This is a genomic window from Thermocrinis minervae (genome assembly GCF_900142435.1).
In the GTDB taxonomy this organism is placed as follows: Bacteria; Aquificota; Aquificia; order Aquificales; family Aquificaceae; genus Thermocrinis_A; species Thermocrinis_A minervae.
Window position 1 is genome coordinate 1,029,981 of sequence record NZ_LT670846.1, and the last position, 15,477, is coordinate 1,045,457.

Consider the following 15,477-nt stretch of genomic DNA (forward strand, 5'->3'; position numbering starts at 1 on the left):
ATGGAAGATCTCAACCTTGTGAAGGCTCCTCTTTACAGGGAAACCAAGAAGGGTATAGTTAGAAAGCATTTAATAAGCCTTACAGTAAGGAACGAGCTTGGAGTATTAGCTAGGATAGCTACCCTGATAGCAGGTAAGGGATACAACATAGAAAGCCTGTCCGTTGGAGAGACACACGAAAAGGGTATATCCCGGATGACTCTAGAAGTAATAGGTGATGATGTAGTCATAGATCAGGTGGTAAAGCAGCTTCGGAAGCTCATAGACACGCTTAAGGTAAAGGATCTTACAGACATTCCTCATGTGGAAAGGGAGCTCATGCTTGTAAAGGTACATACAGCTACACCAAGGGCTAGAGATGAAGTTCTGAGGTTGGTAGAGATCTTTAGGGGTAAGGTGGTAGATGTTTCTCCAGAGACGTACACAGTTGAAATAACAGGCTCTGAAGACAAGCTAAACGCCTTCCTAGAGCTTATTAAACCCTTTGGCATAAAAGAAATGGCAAGGACTGGTAAGATAGCTCTTAAAAGAGAGTTAAACGCGCAGGAGGAGGAGTGATGGTAAAGTCTGGAAGCTTTACCCTAGACGGTCCGGTGGCCATCTTCTTGTTTGAAGATGACTTTTCTAACTTGGATGTTCTGGGAGAAAAGAGAAAGGTAGCCGAGGAGCTCCTTGGACTTGAGAACTTCAAGGGTAAAGAGGAAAGTTTGGTAAAGGTACATCTTCCTGTTGATGGAAAGGGTTTTATCCCCTTATACGCCGTAGGTCTCGGTAAAAAAGATAAAACTTCTTTGGATTCTTACAGAGTAGCAGGTGCCCTTCTAGTGAAAAGGCTCAAAAGGGACAAGGTGAGCTCTGTCTGCGTGTACGTAGGGGAAAGCCTTGACTACAAGCTCTCCAAGGCAATAACGGAGGGTGTGCTTCTGGGAAGTTACTCCTTTGACAAGTACAAAACCAAGAAGGAAGAAGAAGGTGTCAAAGTTGAAAAGGTTACACTCCATGGTGCGGACGAAGAAGGTATAAGGGTTGGAAGTATATTTGCAGAAGCCCAGAACTTTGCAAGGGACCTTGTAAACGAACCTGGGAACGTAATCAATCCCATAACCTTGGCAGAGATAGCTCAAAAGCTCGCCCAAGAGTATGGCCTGGAGTGCACCATATACGACGAGAAGCAAATACAGGAAATGGGTATGAATGCCTTGTGGAGCGTAGGAAAGGGTTCGGCTACACCACCAAGGTTTATACATCTGGTTTACAGGCCTCAGGGAGAACCTAAGGAGAAGATCGCGCTAGTGGGTAAGGGCCTTACCTTTGACTCTGGTGGTCTGAACATAAAGACAGGAGACTACATGAGGACCATGAAGATGGACAAATCGGGGGCCTGTGCCGTACTCGGTATAATGAAAGCCCTAGCCGAGCTAAAGCCACAGGTGGAAGTCCATGGCCTTATAGGTGCCGCTGAAAACATGCCAAGTGGTACTGCCTACAGACCCGATGATATAATCGTGGCTTTGAACGGTAAGACCATAGAGATAGACAACACAGACGCAGAGGGTAGAGTCACACTAGCAGATGTTCTTTCTTATGCCTCGAGACTAAAGCCTTCTAAGATAGTAGATATGGCTACGCTCACCGGTGCATGTATAGTAGCTTTAGGAGAGTACACGGCAGGGTTGTTTACCAACGACGATGAGTTTGGAGATGAAATCCTAAGACTCTCAAAAGAAACGGGAGAACGTATGTGGAAGCTACCCATGGACGACAAGAGGCTCAGAAAGAAGATAAAGAAAGGGGAGGCTGATGTCCTGAACTCAGGAGGAAGGTACGGTGGTGCTATTACTGCTGCCATGTTTCTGGAAGAGTTCGTGGATGAGGGTATAAAGTGGGTCCACTTAGATATAGCAGGGCCGGCCTATACCAAAGAAGAGTATGGTTACTACTCTAAAGGTGCCACTGGTTTTGGAGTTAGGACTCTGCTGGAGTATATACTTAGCCTTTAATTAATCAGTGCTTGAAGTGTCTAGTACCCGTGAAAATCATAGCTATGTGGTGCTCGTCCGCTGCCTCTATTACCTCTTTGTCTCTTATAGAACCTCCCGGCTGTATTATGGCCCTTATACCCACACTTGCAGCTATGTCCACACTATCCCTGAAGGGGAAAAAGGCTTCGGAGGCTAAGACGGCACCTTCCAGGTTAAAACCATACCTGTGAGCCCTGCTTATCGCACACCTAAGGCTATCCACCCTTGAAGTGTTGCCAGAACCTATGGCCAGTGTTCTTTCTCCTTTTGCTATTACTACAGCGTTAGACTTTACATGCTTACACACTTTGTAAGCAAATATAAGATCCTTAAGCTCCTCCTCCGTGGGTTCTCTTTTAGTAACTACCTTAAGTTCTCGGTAAAGCTCTGTGTCTTCTTCCTGCATAAGGTAACCGCCGGAAACCTTCTTTATGTCGTACCAGATGCTGTGGCCAAAGTACTGTATAACCCTTAGGTTTTTCTTCCTGCTTAGAATTTCCAGGGCCTGAGGTTCATACTCTGGAGCTATTACAACCTCCAGAAACATCTCCGTAAGCTCTTGGGCAAGTCTAGCATCGACGATGTCGTTAAAGGCTACTATACCACCAAAGGCAGACTCTGGATCAGTCTCCTTTGCCTTTAGAAAGGCATCCAGAAGGTCAGAACCTACAGCAGCACCGCATGGGTTGTTATGCTTGACTATGACGCATGCAGGACCTTGTAACTCGGAAACAGATCTAACAGCAGCATCTGCGTCCAGGTAGTTATTGAAAGACATTTCCTTTCCTTGGAGGATCTTTGCCTTGACTATACCCAAGCTCTCAAGGGGGTTCTCTAGCAAGAATCCTTTTTGGTGTGGATTCTCTCCGTACCTTAGGCTTCTAAGGTTCTTAAAGGGTAGCGAAAAGAAATTGGGAAAACCTTCTTCCTTCCAGAGATAGTTCCACACGAGAGCATCGTAGTAAGAGGTATAGGCGAAGGCTTTGGCGGCGAGTCTCCTTCTCTCCTCAAGGGTAAGCCCTCCTTCTCTTATCTTCTGGGACACCCATCCGTAGTCTTGTGGATCTACCACCACTACTACCCTGTAGAAGTTCTTAGCGGATGCCCTTAAGAGTGTCGGACCACCTATATCTATAAACTCTAACAGTTCTCTTTCTTCAAGGCCTTCTTTCAACTTCTCCTCAAAGGGATAGAGGTTTACCACTACCACGTCTATGGGAACTATGCCCAATTCTTTGGACTGCTTTAGGTCTTCCTCCACCCATTCCCTTAAAAGTATCCCCCCGTGGATGAGAGGATGGAGTGTCTTTACACGACCACCTAGGATCTCAGGAAAGCCAGTTATGTCCTCTATTTTCTTTACACTTATACCAAGCTCTTGCAGGTAAGTGGCCGTCTTTCCAGTAGAAACTATCTCATAACCTGCAGATTCAAGGGCCTTGGCTATCTCCTCTACACCTTCCTTGTAGTAGACAGAGATTAAAGCTCTTCTCACCTAAATCTATTATACATCACAGAAGCCTTATGTTTAAGATTTCTACGAGGGTAGGATGTGGTAAGGGTATCCTCTTGAGGAGGTTTATGTCAAACTCTCCAAAGAGGGATGAGGTCAGAAAGCCTATCACCTCCCAAGCAAAAGGAAAGAGAACCTCACCGCCAAGGAAAAAGCCCTTCTTATCAAAGTACAGGTAAGCGCTTGCCTCCTGAGCTGAATACATGCTTCCTACCGCGAAGGGTCTTAGGGTTATACCTTTCTCTGTGTACTCTACGCCAGTCTCCTGGAGGTCCTTCTTTGTGAAGCCTACCTTTGCGTAGGCCATGGGTATGGTGTAAAGCACATAAGGGATCTTGTGTGGTGGTATATAAAAACCTCTACCTTCCGACAGTCTTTTAGCCACACTTATGGCCTGAAGCCTACTAGCATGAGCGAGCTCACAAAGGCCGTTCACATCACCTATAGCAAAGTGGTCTTTGAGGGATGTCTCATAGCCCTTGTCTACCAGTACATGACCATACTTGTCCTTTGAAATATCCACTTTTAAGCAATCAGAGTTGGGTATCCTTCTTTTAGCGTAGATCTTTAGACTTGCATCATCCTTCTTCTCCTTTATCTTTATGCCAGACTCCTTAAGCATCTTCTCAAACCTGATCTTTAGACTAGGATGCATAAAGGAGAGATCTGCATCTAGGTTTAGAAAAACTTGACTGCCCAAAGCGTTGAAAAAGCAAGCAAACTCATAACCTATAGGATCATCACCCTCTATCAGGACAGAGTCGGGAACATCTTCCAGTTCAAAAACCTGGTCCGTAGTTATGTAACCTTCTGGGGGCCTTTCTTGCCTCTTTCCCGTGTTTATCCACACGTACCTACCCGAGATCTTTTTGCCTTCTACATCTACCAAGTTTGGCTCTACAAGCTCCCCATACCCGTAGAGTATGTCAGCACCCTTAAGAAGACTCAGTATACCTTTTCTCAACTCTTCGGAAAGTTCTTCCTTGTAGGCCTTGAGCCTTTTAAGGTCAATATGTTTCACCTCTCCCTCAAAGAGTCTTGAAGTTTTGAAATAAAGGAGCTTTTGGGCTTCTGCAAGGTACAGCTTTGTAGGCACACAACCTTCATGAAGGCAAACACCACCCAGATGATCAGGATCCTTTTCCACGAGAGCCAACTTCAAACCCTTGTTTTTTAAAATCTCTAGGCCTGTGTAGGAAAGCCCCCCACCCAACACCACAAGGTCGTAGTCCATAGGATGGATTATAAGGGCATTCACTCACCTCTTAACACCTGCACCACTTTTTCCTTACTGACCTTATAGGCAGGTAGGAGGCTTGACATACAAGAAAGGAGAAGAGCCCCTAAGAAGGTGAGCACCAGGTCCTGCGTCTGTATATAGCAGGGTACATGGTCCATGAGGTAAACGTCCGCCGGAACCCTTATAAGATCGTAGCGGTTTATGAGCCACTCACCCAAAAAGGCCAAGCTTACACCTAAGGACGCTCCCAAGAAGCCTAGGATGAAGCCTTGTAAGACGAAGAGAAGGAAAACTTGCCCGCTCTTCATCCCATAGGTCTTGAGGATAGCCACATCCTTTACCTTCTCCCTTGCTTTCATAAAAAGAAGGCTAGTGATGTTAAAGGAGGCTATGAGAATCATGAGAAGTAGGACGAAGAAGATTCCCCTCTTTTCCAGTTCGAGGGCGTTAAAAAGAGGCTGGTTGAAATCTACCCAAGAACGGACAAAGACAGAGCTTCCCAAAGATTTCTCTAGCTCTTTTTTTACATCCTGGGCCATGTAAGGATCTTTTAGGTACACTTCATAACCTGAAAGCTGCCAACTATCACCAAAAATAGAAATAGCTTGTTCCATGGGCATTACCACCGTAAGGTAGTCCTGGTCAAAGGTCCCCCTCCTGTAAATACCTCCCACCCTAACCCTCTCTATCTTAGGTAAGAAGCCCAAGGGAGTCCTTATACCCATGGGTGAGATAAGAGTTATCTGATCCCCCACCTTCACACCCAGTATGTCGGCCAAACCACTCCCTATCATGACACCACCTGGCTTTCCTTCAAGGATGGCACCCGCGTAAACTCCCATATCCTCAGGTCTTATAGCCTTTACGCTCACGCTCTGGAAAGTTCTGTCCTTTCCAATCACTGCCTGGAATACCATTATGGGAAAAGCCCTCTCTACCCATGGATTTTTCCGTATTATCGTCAGATGATGGTCATCTGGCTTTCCCTCTATAAGGCTCACTATCACGTGAGGCATGCTAGAGAGAATCTTTTCCTTTAGAGCCTTTTGAAAGCCTGAGAAAACACCCATGGTAAGAAGTAGTGCAACTACACCTATCATCACACCAAGGAATGCTACCGCTGTAACCAGATGTGTATAGCTCTTTCCCCCAAAGAGAAACCTAACGGCAAGCCTAAGCAGTAGTTTCATAAAGACTTAAGTTTATCTATTATTTCCTTCTGCCTTTTTAGTATGTAAGACCTGAGTAGCTTTTCATCTTTCGGTGAAAGCTTGATCAGAAAGCCTAGGCGTATGTAAGCACCTTCAACATCTTTTATTATGTTCCTTAGCTCACCCTTGGCCTCGAGCACATGCCCAGACGGAAGCTTTATATGTACATCAAAAGCCTTGTGGAGTAGATCCTCTGTTGGAAAGTTGAGCATCTTCATAAGCTCTTCAGAATAATCCGGTGATACGTGAATTCCAACACCAGATTCGCTTATGTCTACAGCTTTAGTGTTTACTATACACCTATCTTCCAAGCACAAGTCTACGTAAACAGGTTCTTCTTCCGAAGGCTCTACCCTTACGAACTCCCTCATAACCACTGGAGGAGGCGAGGTTAAGTTCAAAACCTCCAGCACAAGCTCATCCCGTATGTTGCTAAATATAACAGTCTCCAAGTACATATCCCCCACCTTCAAATATACATGGCCTTTCTGTATCACGTTCTTAAAAACGCACTCTCTATAATCAAAGCCTACAAGCATGTCGTTAGGAGATACCCACTTTAGCAGTAGTTTAGTCCTTATGGGTATCTCTTTCCACACAGTCAGCAACTCATACCTTTGACCTGGTTGCAACGTTCTCAGGACTTCTTTAACGTCCACGTTCTAAAGTTTAACACACCTGAAGGTTGTTTATGGCCTTTCAAAGTGCTTGACAAAATAGTAAAATTGTGTCTATGATATACATGCAGTCCTTAGGCATGGTCGCCGCAAATCAAAAAGGGGGAAAGTTCTATGCATACCAACAACCATAAAGGCAAGCTTGATATTAAAACTCTTGAAAACTGGCTGTGGGAAGCTGCTTGTAAGATCAGGGGTGAGATAGACGCACCTAAATACAAAGATTATATTTTGCCCTTGATTTTCATAAAAAGACTTTCCGATGTATTTGAAGATGAAGTTAAGCTGCTTTCGGAAAAGTATGGAAATATGGATCCTGAGTCTATCGAGGAACTTATTTCGGACGATCGCAAGCTTGTTCGTTTCTATTTGCCTAAAGAAGCCAGGTGGGAAGAAATACGCAAACATACAGAAAACATCGGTGAATATCTGACGGATGTAGTCAGGAAAATTGCAAAGGAAAACCCTGAACTACATGGTGTTGTTGATATGGTAGATTTTAATGCAACGGTTGCGGGACAAAGAATTATAAGCGACGAGAGTCTAAAAGCACTGATAGAAGTTCTAAGCAGGCATCGCCTTGGAATTGAGGATGTAGACCCGGACATTTTAGGTAGAGCTTACGAATACCTTATTAAGAAATTCGCCGAGGGTTCAGGCCAATCCGCCGGAGAGTTTTACACACCTGGAGAGGTGGCCACTCTGATGGCACTTATCTTAGACCCACAACCTGGTAACGAAATCTATGACCCGTGTTGTGGTTCTGGTGGATTGTTGATTAAATGCCACTTAAGATTCAAGGAAAAGTATGGTAATGACACTTCCATAGAACCTGTGAAATTCTACGGACAAGAAATTAACCCTACAACTTACGCCATGGCAAAGATGAACGTCTTCATTCACGATATGGAGGCGGAAATTGCCCTCGGTGATACGATGAAAAAGCCTGCTTTCCTCAATCCAGATGGTTCTCTAAAAAAGTTTGATCTCGTTGTTGCCAATCCCATGTGGAATCAGAATTTTGAGCAATCAGTTTACGAAAATGATCCATACGACAGGTTTACCTTTGGATATCCACCCTCCAATACAGCTGACTGGGGATGGATACAGCATATGTTTGCATCTTTGAAGGATAAGGGAAAAATGGCCGTTGTGTTGGATACCGGTGCCGTCTCCCGTGGTAGTGGAACAAGCGGCAAGAACAGAGAAAGGGATATTAGAAAGGCATTTGTCGATAACGACTATATCGAAGCAGTTATACTGCTTCCAGAAAACCTATTCTATAACACCACTGCACCGGGTATTATCATTGTTATCAACAAAGCAAAACCCGAGGAAAGGAAAAACCAAATACTGCTTATCAACGCATCCAAGTTGTTTGAAAAAGGAAGGCCAAAGAACTACCTACCAGAGGATAAAGTAAAACTAATTGCAGATTTATATTCAAACTGGAAAGAAGAAAACGGCATAAGCAAGATTATCTCAAAAGAAGAAGCCATAAGAAATGATTATAACCTTAGCCCTTCTCGTTACGTGGGGCACACCGAAGAAGACGATATATTACCATTGGAAGATGCCATAGTTCAGCTACGAGAATTAGAAGAAGAGAGGAAAGAAGTGGAAGAAAAGCTGGAAAAAATATTGAAGGAACTGGGACTAATTCATTAAATTTTTAGGATATGAGGAGTGTAGAATGATGGAGATTAACGAAAACAAAGGGTTTAAACAGACAGAGATAGGACCTATTCCAGAGGATTGGGAAGTGGTGAAGTTGGGGGAAGTGGTATATGAAGTACCTTTAAAAGAAAGACAAATTATAATTGAAAAAAATAAATATTATAAACGCATATTTACAAAATTATATGGCAAAGGTGTTGCAATAAAAGATATAATAATGGGAAGTCAAATTTCTACTAAAATTATGTTCATAGTTAAAAAAGATGATTTTATCTTTTCGAAAATAAATATCCGTAAAGGAGCTTATGGAGTTATTAATAATCATTTAGATGGTGCTGTCGTAACAAGTGAGCATCCCATACTCAGAGCAAGAACTGAAAGGCTTGACATAAATTTCCTTTCATTATATCTATTACAACCTAATGTATGGAATATAATTAAATCACATGCTAAAGGATTTAGTGGGAAAGAAAGGGTAAAAACTAGAGAGTTTTTATCACTCCTCATCCCCCTCCCCCCGCTTCAAGAGCAAAAGAATATTGCTTATGTGCTTTCTACTATTCAAGAAGCAATAGAAAAAACCGATGCTGTACTAAAAGCAACCAAAGAGCTTAAAAAATCCCTCATGAAACATCTTTTTACCTATGGACCTGTAAGCATCCATGAAATTGAAAAAGTAAAACTAAAAGAAACAGAAATAGGACCTATTCCAGAAGATTGGGAAGTGGTGAGATTGGGGGATTTAAAGAATAAAAATATGCTTAAGATTCAATTTGGTTTTCCGTGTGGCAAATGGAATGATATAGGAAGTGGAATACCTCAATTGAGACCCTTTAATATCAATGAGATGGGTTATATAGATTTAAATAATCTGAAGTATATCCAAACTGATAAAGATATAAGTAATTATTTAGTAAAGAAAGGAGATATTATTTTTAATAATACCAATAGCGAAGAACTAGTTGGTAAAACAGCATATTTTAATCATGATAATAAAAAATTTGTTATTTCAAATCATATGACAATCATAAGAGTAATTGATGAAAGGCTTTCTGCATATTTTATTGCAAAATACCTTCATAAGAAATGGTATGAAGGATACTATAAAATAATTTGCCGAAGACATGTTAATCAATGTAGTATAAATTTGGCTAGATTATCTAATATTCCCATCCCCCTCCCCCCGCTTCCCGTTCAGCAAAAGATTGCAGAGATTTTATCGGCTGTGGATGAAAAGATACAGGCGGAAGAAAATAAAAAGAAGGCATTGCAGGAGCTTTTTAAATCTATGCTTCATAACCTTATGAGTGGTAAAATTAGAGTAAAAGACTTAAAATGGGTTTCCAATGAGTAGAGGGTTTGGGGCTGAAAGGCATTCAGTTCAAGAACCGATCATTGAATACGCTAAAGAAATTGGCTGGCAGTATGTTCCTCCTGAAGAAGCTCTAAAACTGCGAGGCGACAACACTAAGCTAATATTTAAAGATATTTTTATAAAGAAAATCCTAGAATTAAATCCCTTCCTTACTGAAGATTTAGCCTATGAAGTGATCAAAAAACTTGAAAGACTACGTATCGACATTGAAGGAAATCTTACCGCATTGGAGTATCTCAAAGGTCTAAAAAATGAATACATAAAACAAGAAAGAAGAGAAAGAAATATTCGCCTTATTGATATCAAAAATATACACAACAACGTTTTTCATGTCACTGATGAGTTTGAATTTAACAACGGAAAGAAAACTATCCGTCCTGATATTGTTTTCCTGATAAATGGCATACCCATTGTTTTAGTTGAAACAAAGGCTACCTATGTGATTGAAGGAATGAACGAAGCATTGGACCAGATTAGAAGATATCACGAGGAATGTCCTGAACTTCTGGCAATTTCTCAGATTTATGTAATATCCAATCTTGTCAAATTCAGCTATGGTGCAACCTGGAACACATCAGCGAGATCCTTGTCAGACTGGAGGCTAGAAGAATCATCAGCTGAGCCTAACTTTGAACAGATAATAAAAACATTCTTCAATAAAGAGTACATAATCAAACTCATCACGGATTATATTCTTTTCACCAGAAAAGATGGTGAATTACAAAAAGTTGTCCTAAGACCACATCAAATCAGAGCAGTTGAAAAAATAATTCAAAGGGCAAAGGACCCAGAAAAACGAAGAGGACTCATATGGCACACTCAGGGTTCTGGCAAAACTTACACTATGATTGTAGCAGCTCAAAAGATTCTCAAAGATCCAGCCTTTGAAAATCCTACCGTCATAATGCTAGTAGATAGAAATGAACTTGAAGCACAATTATTCAACAATATCAAGGCAGTTGGAATTGAAAATGTAGAAGTCGCAGAAAGTAAAAAGCACCTCAAGGAACTACTTCAAAGTGACCGGAGAGGTCTAATTGTGACGATGATCCATAAATTTGACAATATGCCACCAGGTATTAATAAGCGGGAAAATATATTTGTACTTGTTGATGAGGCCCATCGTTCCACATCTGGAAAGCTTGGCAACCATCTAATGAGTGCCTTACCAAATGCTACCTATATTGGATTTACAGGAACACCCATCGATAAAACAAGTCATGGAAACAGTACGTTTATAACTTTTGGAATTAATGACCCGCCAAAAGGTTACCTTGATAAATACAGTATCGCCGAATCTATTAAGGATGGGACCACAGTACAACTCCATTACACTCTCGTACAAAACGATTTACGTGTCGATAAAGAAATACTAGAAAGAGAATTTTTAGCTCAAGTAGAAGCAGAAGGAATAAGCGATATTGAAACATTAAACAAGATTCTTAAAAGAGCTGTTACACTCAAAAACATGTTAAAGAATAAAGATAGAATTAAAAAAGTTGCAGAATATGTAGCCAAACATTATAAAGAGTTTGTAGCACCAATGGGATACAAAGCGTTTTTGGTGGCAGTTGATAGAGAAGCTTGTGCTCTGTACAAAGAGGAGCTTGATAAGCATCTACCGCCTGAGTATTCACAAGTTGTTTATAGCAAAAACAATAACGATCCTCCAGAATTAAAAAAATATCACCTTTCAAAAGAAAAGGAAAAGATTATAAGAAAAAACTTTACACAACCTGACAAAGACCCAAAAATCTTAATCGTTACAGACAAACTATTGACTGGTTTTGATGCTCCCATACTCTATTGTATGTACCTTGACAAACCAATGCGTGACCACGTTTTATTACAAGCGATAGCAAGAGTTAACAGACCTTACGAAGATAAAAATGGAATAAAGAAACCTTGTGGGCTTATTGTAGACTTTGTGGGCATCTTTGAAAACCTTGAAAAGGCTTTATTGTTTGACTCGTCTGATATTGAGGGTATGGTGAAGGACATTGAGCTCCTAAAGGAGGAGTTTGTAAAGAAGATGGAACAAGCAAGAAATGAATATATAGCTTTAATAAAAGAACATTCAAAAGATAAAGCCGTTGAAGCCGCAGTTGAGTATTTTAGGGATGAAGAGAGGCGTAATAAATATTACCAGTTCTTCAAGGAACTGCAAAGCATGTACGAGATACTTTCGCCTGACCCGTCCTTAGGAAACTATATTGATGATTACTATACGCTTTCAAAAATATACTGGACTTTAAAAGAAAAAGACGAATCACAAACTATGATAGATAAAGAACTTGCTCGAAAAACTGCAGAACTAGTTCGCAAACATACCAGCACCGATAAAATTGATCCTACCAATGAAATCTATAGATTAGATGGGAAAACTTTGACTAAATTACAGGAAAGCCAAACATCAGAAGAAGATATAGCAGACATCTTTAATATGATTAAATCTCAGATTGAACAAGAAAAGTTAGACTTGCCTTCTTCTATCAGAATTAGCATTAGTGAAAGAGCAGATGAGATTGCTAAACTCTTTGAGAGAAATCAAAAAGAATCTCTCGAAAAGCTAATAAAGCTCTATGAAGATGTTAATCAAATGAAAGTAATTCACCAGACATTAATACAGAAAAATATAGGAGAACCCGAGAATATAATCAGTGAAATAAAACGAATAATGGATAAATACCCTTACTGGGATAAAAGTGAAGATCAGGAAAGAAAATTGAGGAGAGAAATTTATGAAGTTTTATTTAACATAAAAACTCTCAATGAACAACAAATAAAGGACATTGTTTCAGAAATAATTAATAACTTGAAACAGATAAAGCAAAAACCGAAAAATGATTAGTGTAGAAAAGTTTAAAGAAGAAGTTCTTATGTTAGCCGAAGAGATTGGTGTCAAACCAAAGGAAATTCACCTAAGAACCATGAAAAGAAAGCTCGCAAGTTGCTCTAGCAAAGGCAGACTTACCTTTGATAAATCTATTTTAGAAGAACCAAAAGAAAGAAGGTACGAAATTATTCTGCATGAACTCCTTCATCTAAAATATCCCAACCATGGTAAGATTTTTAAACTTGTCTTGAAAGCTTACCTTTCAAAGATTTTAGACAGGAGTTTATAATACTCCCGTGGAAAGCTTGAAGAAGCTTTTAGAGGGAGTGAAACTAGAGGAAGGGATACTTAGGATCACCACTAGAAGTCCTGGTAGGTTTGCAGAGGAGGAAAACTGGACCCTTTGTATCAACAACAAAAGAGTGCTCTATGCCAAAGTCTTCTATGGGAGAAAACCATACTGGAAGGAATGGGTGGAACTTTTCCACATAGACCCTTCCTTTTTCGGAAGTAAGGCTGAGGATACACTTTACACGATCCTTTCTAAGGACTTTGGAAGGCTCTTTGTAGAGTACTACGAGGATAGCATAACCATGCAGCAACTAAGGAAGGCCCTTCCACCTGAGCAAACAAGGCTTGGGAGTCTTCTCCTCTCAAAAGGCTACAGGTACCTAAAAGACTGGTACTTTCCTGAAGGGTGGATGGAAGGAGGCTACAAACTGCAGGCAGAAAGGTAAAATATTTTTGTGATAATACTGTACACTAGCACACAACAAGGTATAAAAGAAGTCTCCATAGACGCTTTCGGAGAGATCCCCAAGGATAGGATAGTCTGGTTTGACGTAGTAAACCCCACCGAGGACGAGATAAACTGGATGAAGAGCGTCGTAGGCTTTGAGATGCCATCGAGGGAAGTCTTTGGAGACATAGAGATAAGCAGCAAGTACAAGGAAGAGGGTGAAGCTCTATACATAAACCTCTCCTTCGTTATACAGCAAAAAGATGACATACTCGTGGAGCCCGTTTTCTTCTTTCTAAAGGGAAGGTATATGGTAAGCCTTCGCTACAGAGATATACCCAGCTTGATGATATTCAAAAAAAGGCTTGAACTCAGCAACTATAATTTTCAAACACCTGATGCTATATTTTCACAGATAGTAAACATAGAAGTAGACAGGATTGGCGACAGGCTTGAGATACTTGGAAAGCGGATAAAAAACATAAGGAAAGAGGTCTTCACAGAACAGTCCGAAGAGATAATAAAAGAGCTATCTTACTACGATGAACTTAACATAACCTTGAGGGAAAGCATAAACGAGAAGATAAGAGTGCTTACTCATGTGATCAAAAGTCCAAAGATAAACGCTCAGACTAAAAGGGAGTTAAAGATAGCCCTTGATGACCTTATGACCCTCCACGACTACACTACCCTCTACATGGACAGGATAGACAGTATACAGAGTTCCCTCCTTGGCCTTATCTCCATGAAACAGAACGAAGCAGTAAAGGTTTTTACAGTCATAGCCACAGTGTTCCTGCCAGCAACGCTGATAGCTAGCATATTTGGGATGAACTTCAAACATATGCCAGAGCTAAACTGGAAGTACGGGTATGTGTACGCCCTTAGTCTCATGATCATAGTTACCTTCGTGATGATCTACTGGACTAGGAGGAAGGGTTGGCTCTGAGGTTAAAAGTGAGGTCTGAAGACCTTCTTCTGTACACAGCCCTTGCTCTGGTTCTTTTATACCCCCTTTTTGCAGCCTTGCTCATATGGTACGAGGATAGAAAGGATGAATATAAAGCCCTTGAGTACGCCATCCATGTGGGTAACTACATGGCAGGCCTTCAAGACTGTAAAGACGAAGAGTTTAAAGACCTTGAAGAAGATCTTAAAGCCCTGTGTTTTAAGAACTCTGGCAAAGGCTACAAGCTAAAGGATTACAAAATAGAGAAAACAGAAAAAGGTTATACTGCCCAACTCTTCTACTACAAAGAGGGAAGCTATCTAAAGGTTAAGGTTAAGATGGATAAGGATGAGGAAGGTTTTTCTATAGAGGACGTCACCTATGAAAAAGGGGATTGACGTAGGTGGGAGCTATGTAAAAGTCCTATGGGAAGACGGAAGAAGGGAAAAGTTTCCAGTTAGAGAATTCTCAAAAGACAGAGAAGCCTTCTTAAAAAGGATCCTTCAGATAATAAAGGAGGGAAACCCAGAGAAGGTAGGTGTATCCGTAGCCGGCTTTACTTCCACCGAAGGTGTGATCTACAGATCTCCCAACATACCAGCCTTGGACGGTGTAAAGCTCTTAGATCTCTTAAAGCACGAAGGCCTTGAAGCTGTAGTGATGAACGATGTGAGCTGTGGAGCTTTCGGTGAGTGGTTCTTTGAGGAAAGAAACAGCAAGGTCCTTTTGCTCGTGGCCGTGGGTACAGGGCTAGGTGCTGGCCTGGTAATAGAAGGAAGACCTTTCTTGGGTGCCAGGGGAAGCGCCCTAGAGCTGGGACATCACATAGTGGAGAAAGGTGGAAAGGTATGCAGCTGCGGCAGAAAAGGCTGCCTTGAGGCTTATTGCTCTTCCTATGGACTTGAGAGGATCTACAGAGAACTAAGCGGCAAGGAGCTAAAGGATTACGAGATAGTGAACTTGGCCAAGGAGGGGGAGAAAGAAGCCTTAGCAGCCGTAGAAGTGTTCAAAGAGTACCTGCTTGTAGGGCTCATGAACGCCGTCCATATACTAAACCCAGACCTTGTGGTGCTAGCCGGTGGGCTTATAGAAGGCATGAAGGAGTTCCTACATGACCTTGAAGAAAGGCTGATAAGCATGGTAGAAAGGCTGCCCGCAGAAGGTCTGAGGGTTAAGTTCTCTTCGTGCGGCGAATACTGTATGGCCAGGGGAGCCTTAGCCCTAGCTTTAACATAAGAT

At 41.4% G+C, this 15,477-nt stretch carries 14 protein-coding genes; 10 read left to right on the forward strand and 4 right to left on the reverse strand.

The genetic code is table 11. The annotated features are described in order from the left end of the window. Together ilvN and B5444_RS05685 are read left to right on the forward strand one after the other, a co-directional pair. Positions 1–558: an acetolactate synthase small subunit gene (gene ilvN / locus B5444_RS05680; protein ID WP_079654257.1), complete on the forward strand. Its 558-nt coding sequence runs from the start codon at positions 1–3 to the stop codon at positions 556–558. Then, positions 558–2,000, forward strand: coding sequence for a leucyl aminopeptidase (locus tag B5444_RS05685; RefSeq protein WP_079654258.1), 1,443 nt, complete (start codon positions 558–560; stop codon positions 1,998–2,000). The genes ilvN and B5444_RS05685 overlap by 1 nt, the downstream gene beginning before the upstream one ends. 4 nt (positions 2,001–2,004) lie before the next feature. On the opposite strand, the gene purH is transcribed toward B5444_RS05685, so the two are convergent. From purH to B5444_RS05705, 4 genes are read right to left on the reverse strand one after another with little or no spacing between them, the layout of a single operon-like run. Further along, positions 2,005–3,516 (reverse strand): bifunctional phosphoribosylaminoimidazolecarboxamide formyltransferase/IMP cyclohydrolase, encoded by a 1,512-nt coding sequence (purH, locus tag B5444_RS05690; RefSeq protein ID WP_079654259.1) that lies wholly within the window; start codon positions 3,514–3,516, stop codon positions 2,005–2,007. Positions 3,517–3,532: 16 nt separating this feature from the next. Further along, a complete protein-coding gene (locus tag B5444_RS05695; protein WP_079654666.1) occupies positions 3,533–4,768 on the reverse strand; it encodes an FAD-dependent oxidoreductase in 1,236 nt (411 codons plus the stop codon). 20 nt (positions 4,769–4,788) lie between these two features. Further along, positions 4,789–5,964, reverse strand: a complete 1,176-nt coding sequence (locus B5444_RS05700) for an ABC transporter permease (RefSeq protein WP_079654260.1) — start codon at positions 5,962–5,964, stop codon at positions 4,789–4,791. After that, entirely contained in the window at positions 5,961–6,644 is a 684-nt protein-coding gene (locus B5444_RS05705) for a PilZ domain-containing protein (protein WP_079654261.1), read from the reverse strand. The genes B5444_RS05700 and B5444_RS05705 overlap by 4 nt, the downstream gene beginning before the upstream one ends. 132 nt (positions 6,645–6,776) lie before the next feature. Between B5444_RS05705 and B5444_RS05710 the strand changes: the two genes are divergently transcribed. From B5444_RS05710 to B5444_RS05745, 8 genes are read left to right on the forward strand one after another with little or no spacing between them, the layout of a single operon-like run. Next, positions 6,777–8,330 (forward strand): type I restriction-modification system subunit M, encoded by a 1,554-nt coding sequence (locus tag B5444_RS05710; RefSeq protein ID WP_079654262.1) that lies wholly within the window; start codon positions 6,777–6,779, stop codon positions 8,328–8,330. A 34-nt stretch (positions 8,331–8,364) separates the two neighbouring features. After that, positions 8,365–9,693: a restriction endonuclease subunit S gene (locus B5444_RS05715; RefSeq protein WP_425477079.1), complete on the forward strand. Its 1,329-nt coding sequence runs from the start codon at positions 8,365–8,367 to the stop codon at positions 9,691–9,693. Continuing rightward, on the forward strand, positions 9,686–12,565 hold the full coding sequence (locus tag B5444_RS05720) for a type I restriction endonuclease subunit R (protein ID WP_079654264.1): 2,880 nt from the start codon (positions 9,686–9,688) through the stop codon (positions 12,563–12,565). The genes B5444_RS05715 and B5444_RS05720 overlap by 8 nt, the downstream gene beginning before the upstream one ends. After that, on the forward strand, positions 12,558–12,839 hold the full coding sequence (locus B5444_RS05725; RefSeq protein WP_079654265.1) for a M48 metallopeptidase family protein: 282 nt from the start codon (positions 12,558–12,560) through the stop codon (positions 12,837–12,839). Before B5444_RS05720 ends, B5444_RS05725 begins: the two co-directional genes overlap by 8 nt. Before the next feature lie 7 nt (positions 12,840–12,846). Continuing rightward, a complete protein-coding gene (locus B5444_RS05730) occupies positions 12,847–13,287 on the forward strand; it encodes a DUF1122 family protein (RefSeq protein ID WP_079654266.1) in 441 nt (146 codons plus the stop codon). 9 nt (positions 13,288–13,296) lie between these two features. Next, positions 13,297–14,238 (forward strand): magnesium/cobalt transporter CorA, encoded by a 942-nt coding sequence (gene corA, locus B5444_RS05735; protein ID WP_079654267.1) that lies wholly within the window; start codon positions 13,297–13,299, stop codon positions 14,236–14,238. Next, entirely contained in the window at positions 14,229–14,636 is a 408-nt protein-coding gene (locus tag B5444_RS05740) for a hypothetical protein (RefSeq protein ID WP_079654268.1), read from the forward strand. The genes corA and B5444_RS05740 overlap by 10 nt, the downstream gene beginning before the upstream one ends. After that, on the forward strand, positions 14,620–15,474 hold the full coding sequence (locus B5444_RS05745; protein WP_079654269.1) for an ROK family protein: 855 nt from the start codon (positions 14,620–14,622) through the stop codon (positions 15,472–15,474). The genes B5444_RS05740 and B5444_RS05745 overlap by 17 nt, the downstream gene beginning before the upstream one ends. Positions 15,475–15,477: the final 3 nt, after the last annotated feature.

Bases quoted from the DNA above. Each gene is read 5' to 3' on its own strand.
- ilvN (WP_079654257.1), top strand. From the start codon at position 1: ATGGAAGATCTCAACCTTGTGAAGGCTCCTCTTTACAGGGAAACCAAG.
- B5444_RS05685 (WP_079654258.1), top strand. From the start codon at position 558: ATGGTAAAGTCTGGAAGCTTTACCCTAGACGGTCCGGTGGCCATCTTC.
- B5444_RS05695 (WP_079654666.1), bottom strand. From the start codon at position 4,768: ATGGACTACGACCTTGTGGTGTTGGGTGGGGGGCTTTCCTACACAGGC.
- B5444_RS05700 (WP_079654260.1), bottom strand. From the start codon at position 5,964: ATGAAACTACTGCTTAGGCTTGCCGTTAGGTTTCTCTTTGGGGGAAAG.
- B5444_RS05710 (WP_079654262.1), top strand. From the start codon at position 6,777: ATGCATACCAACAACCATAAAGGCAAGCTTGATATTAAAACTCTTGAA.
- B5444_RS05720 (WP_079654264.1), top strand. From the start codon at position 9,686: ATGAGTAGAGGGTTTGGGGCTGAAAGGCATTCAGTTCAAGAACCGATC.
- B5444_RS05725 (WP_079654265.1), top strand. From the start codon at position 12,558: ATGATTAGTGTAGAAAAGTTTAAAGAAGAAGTTCTTATGTTAGCCGAA.
- B5444_RS05745 (WP_079654269.1), top strand. From the start codon at position 14,620: ATGAAAAAGGGGATTGACGTAGGTGGGAGCTATGTAAAAGTCCTATGG.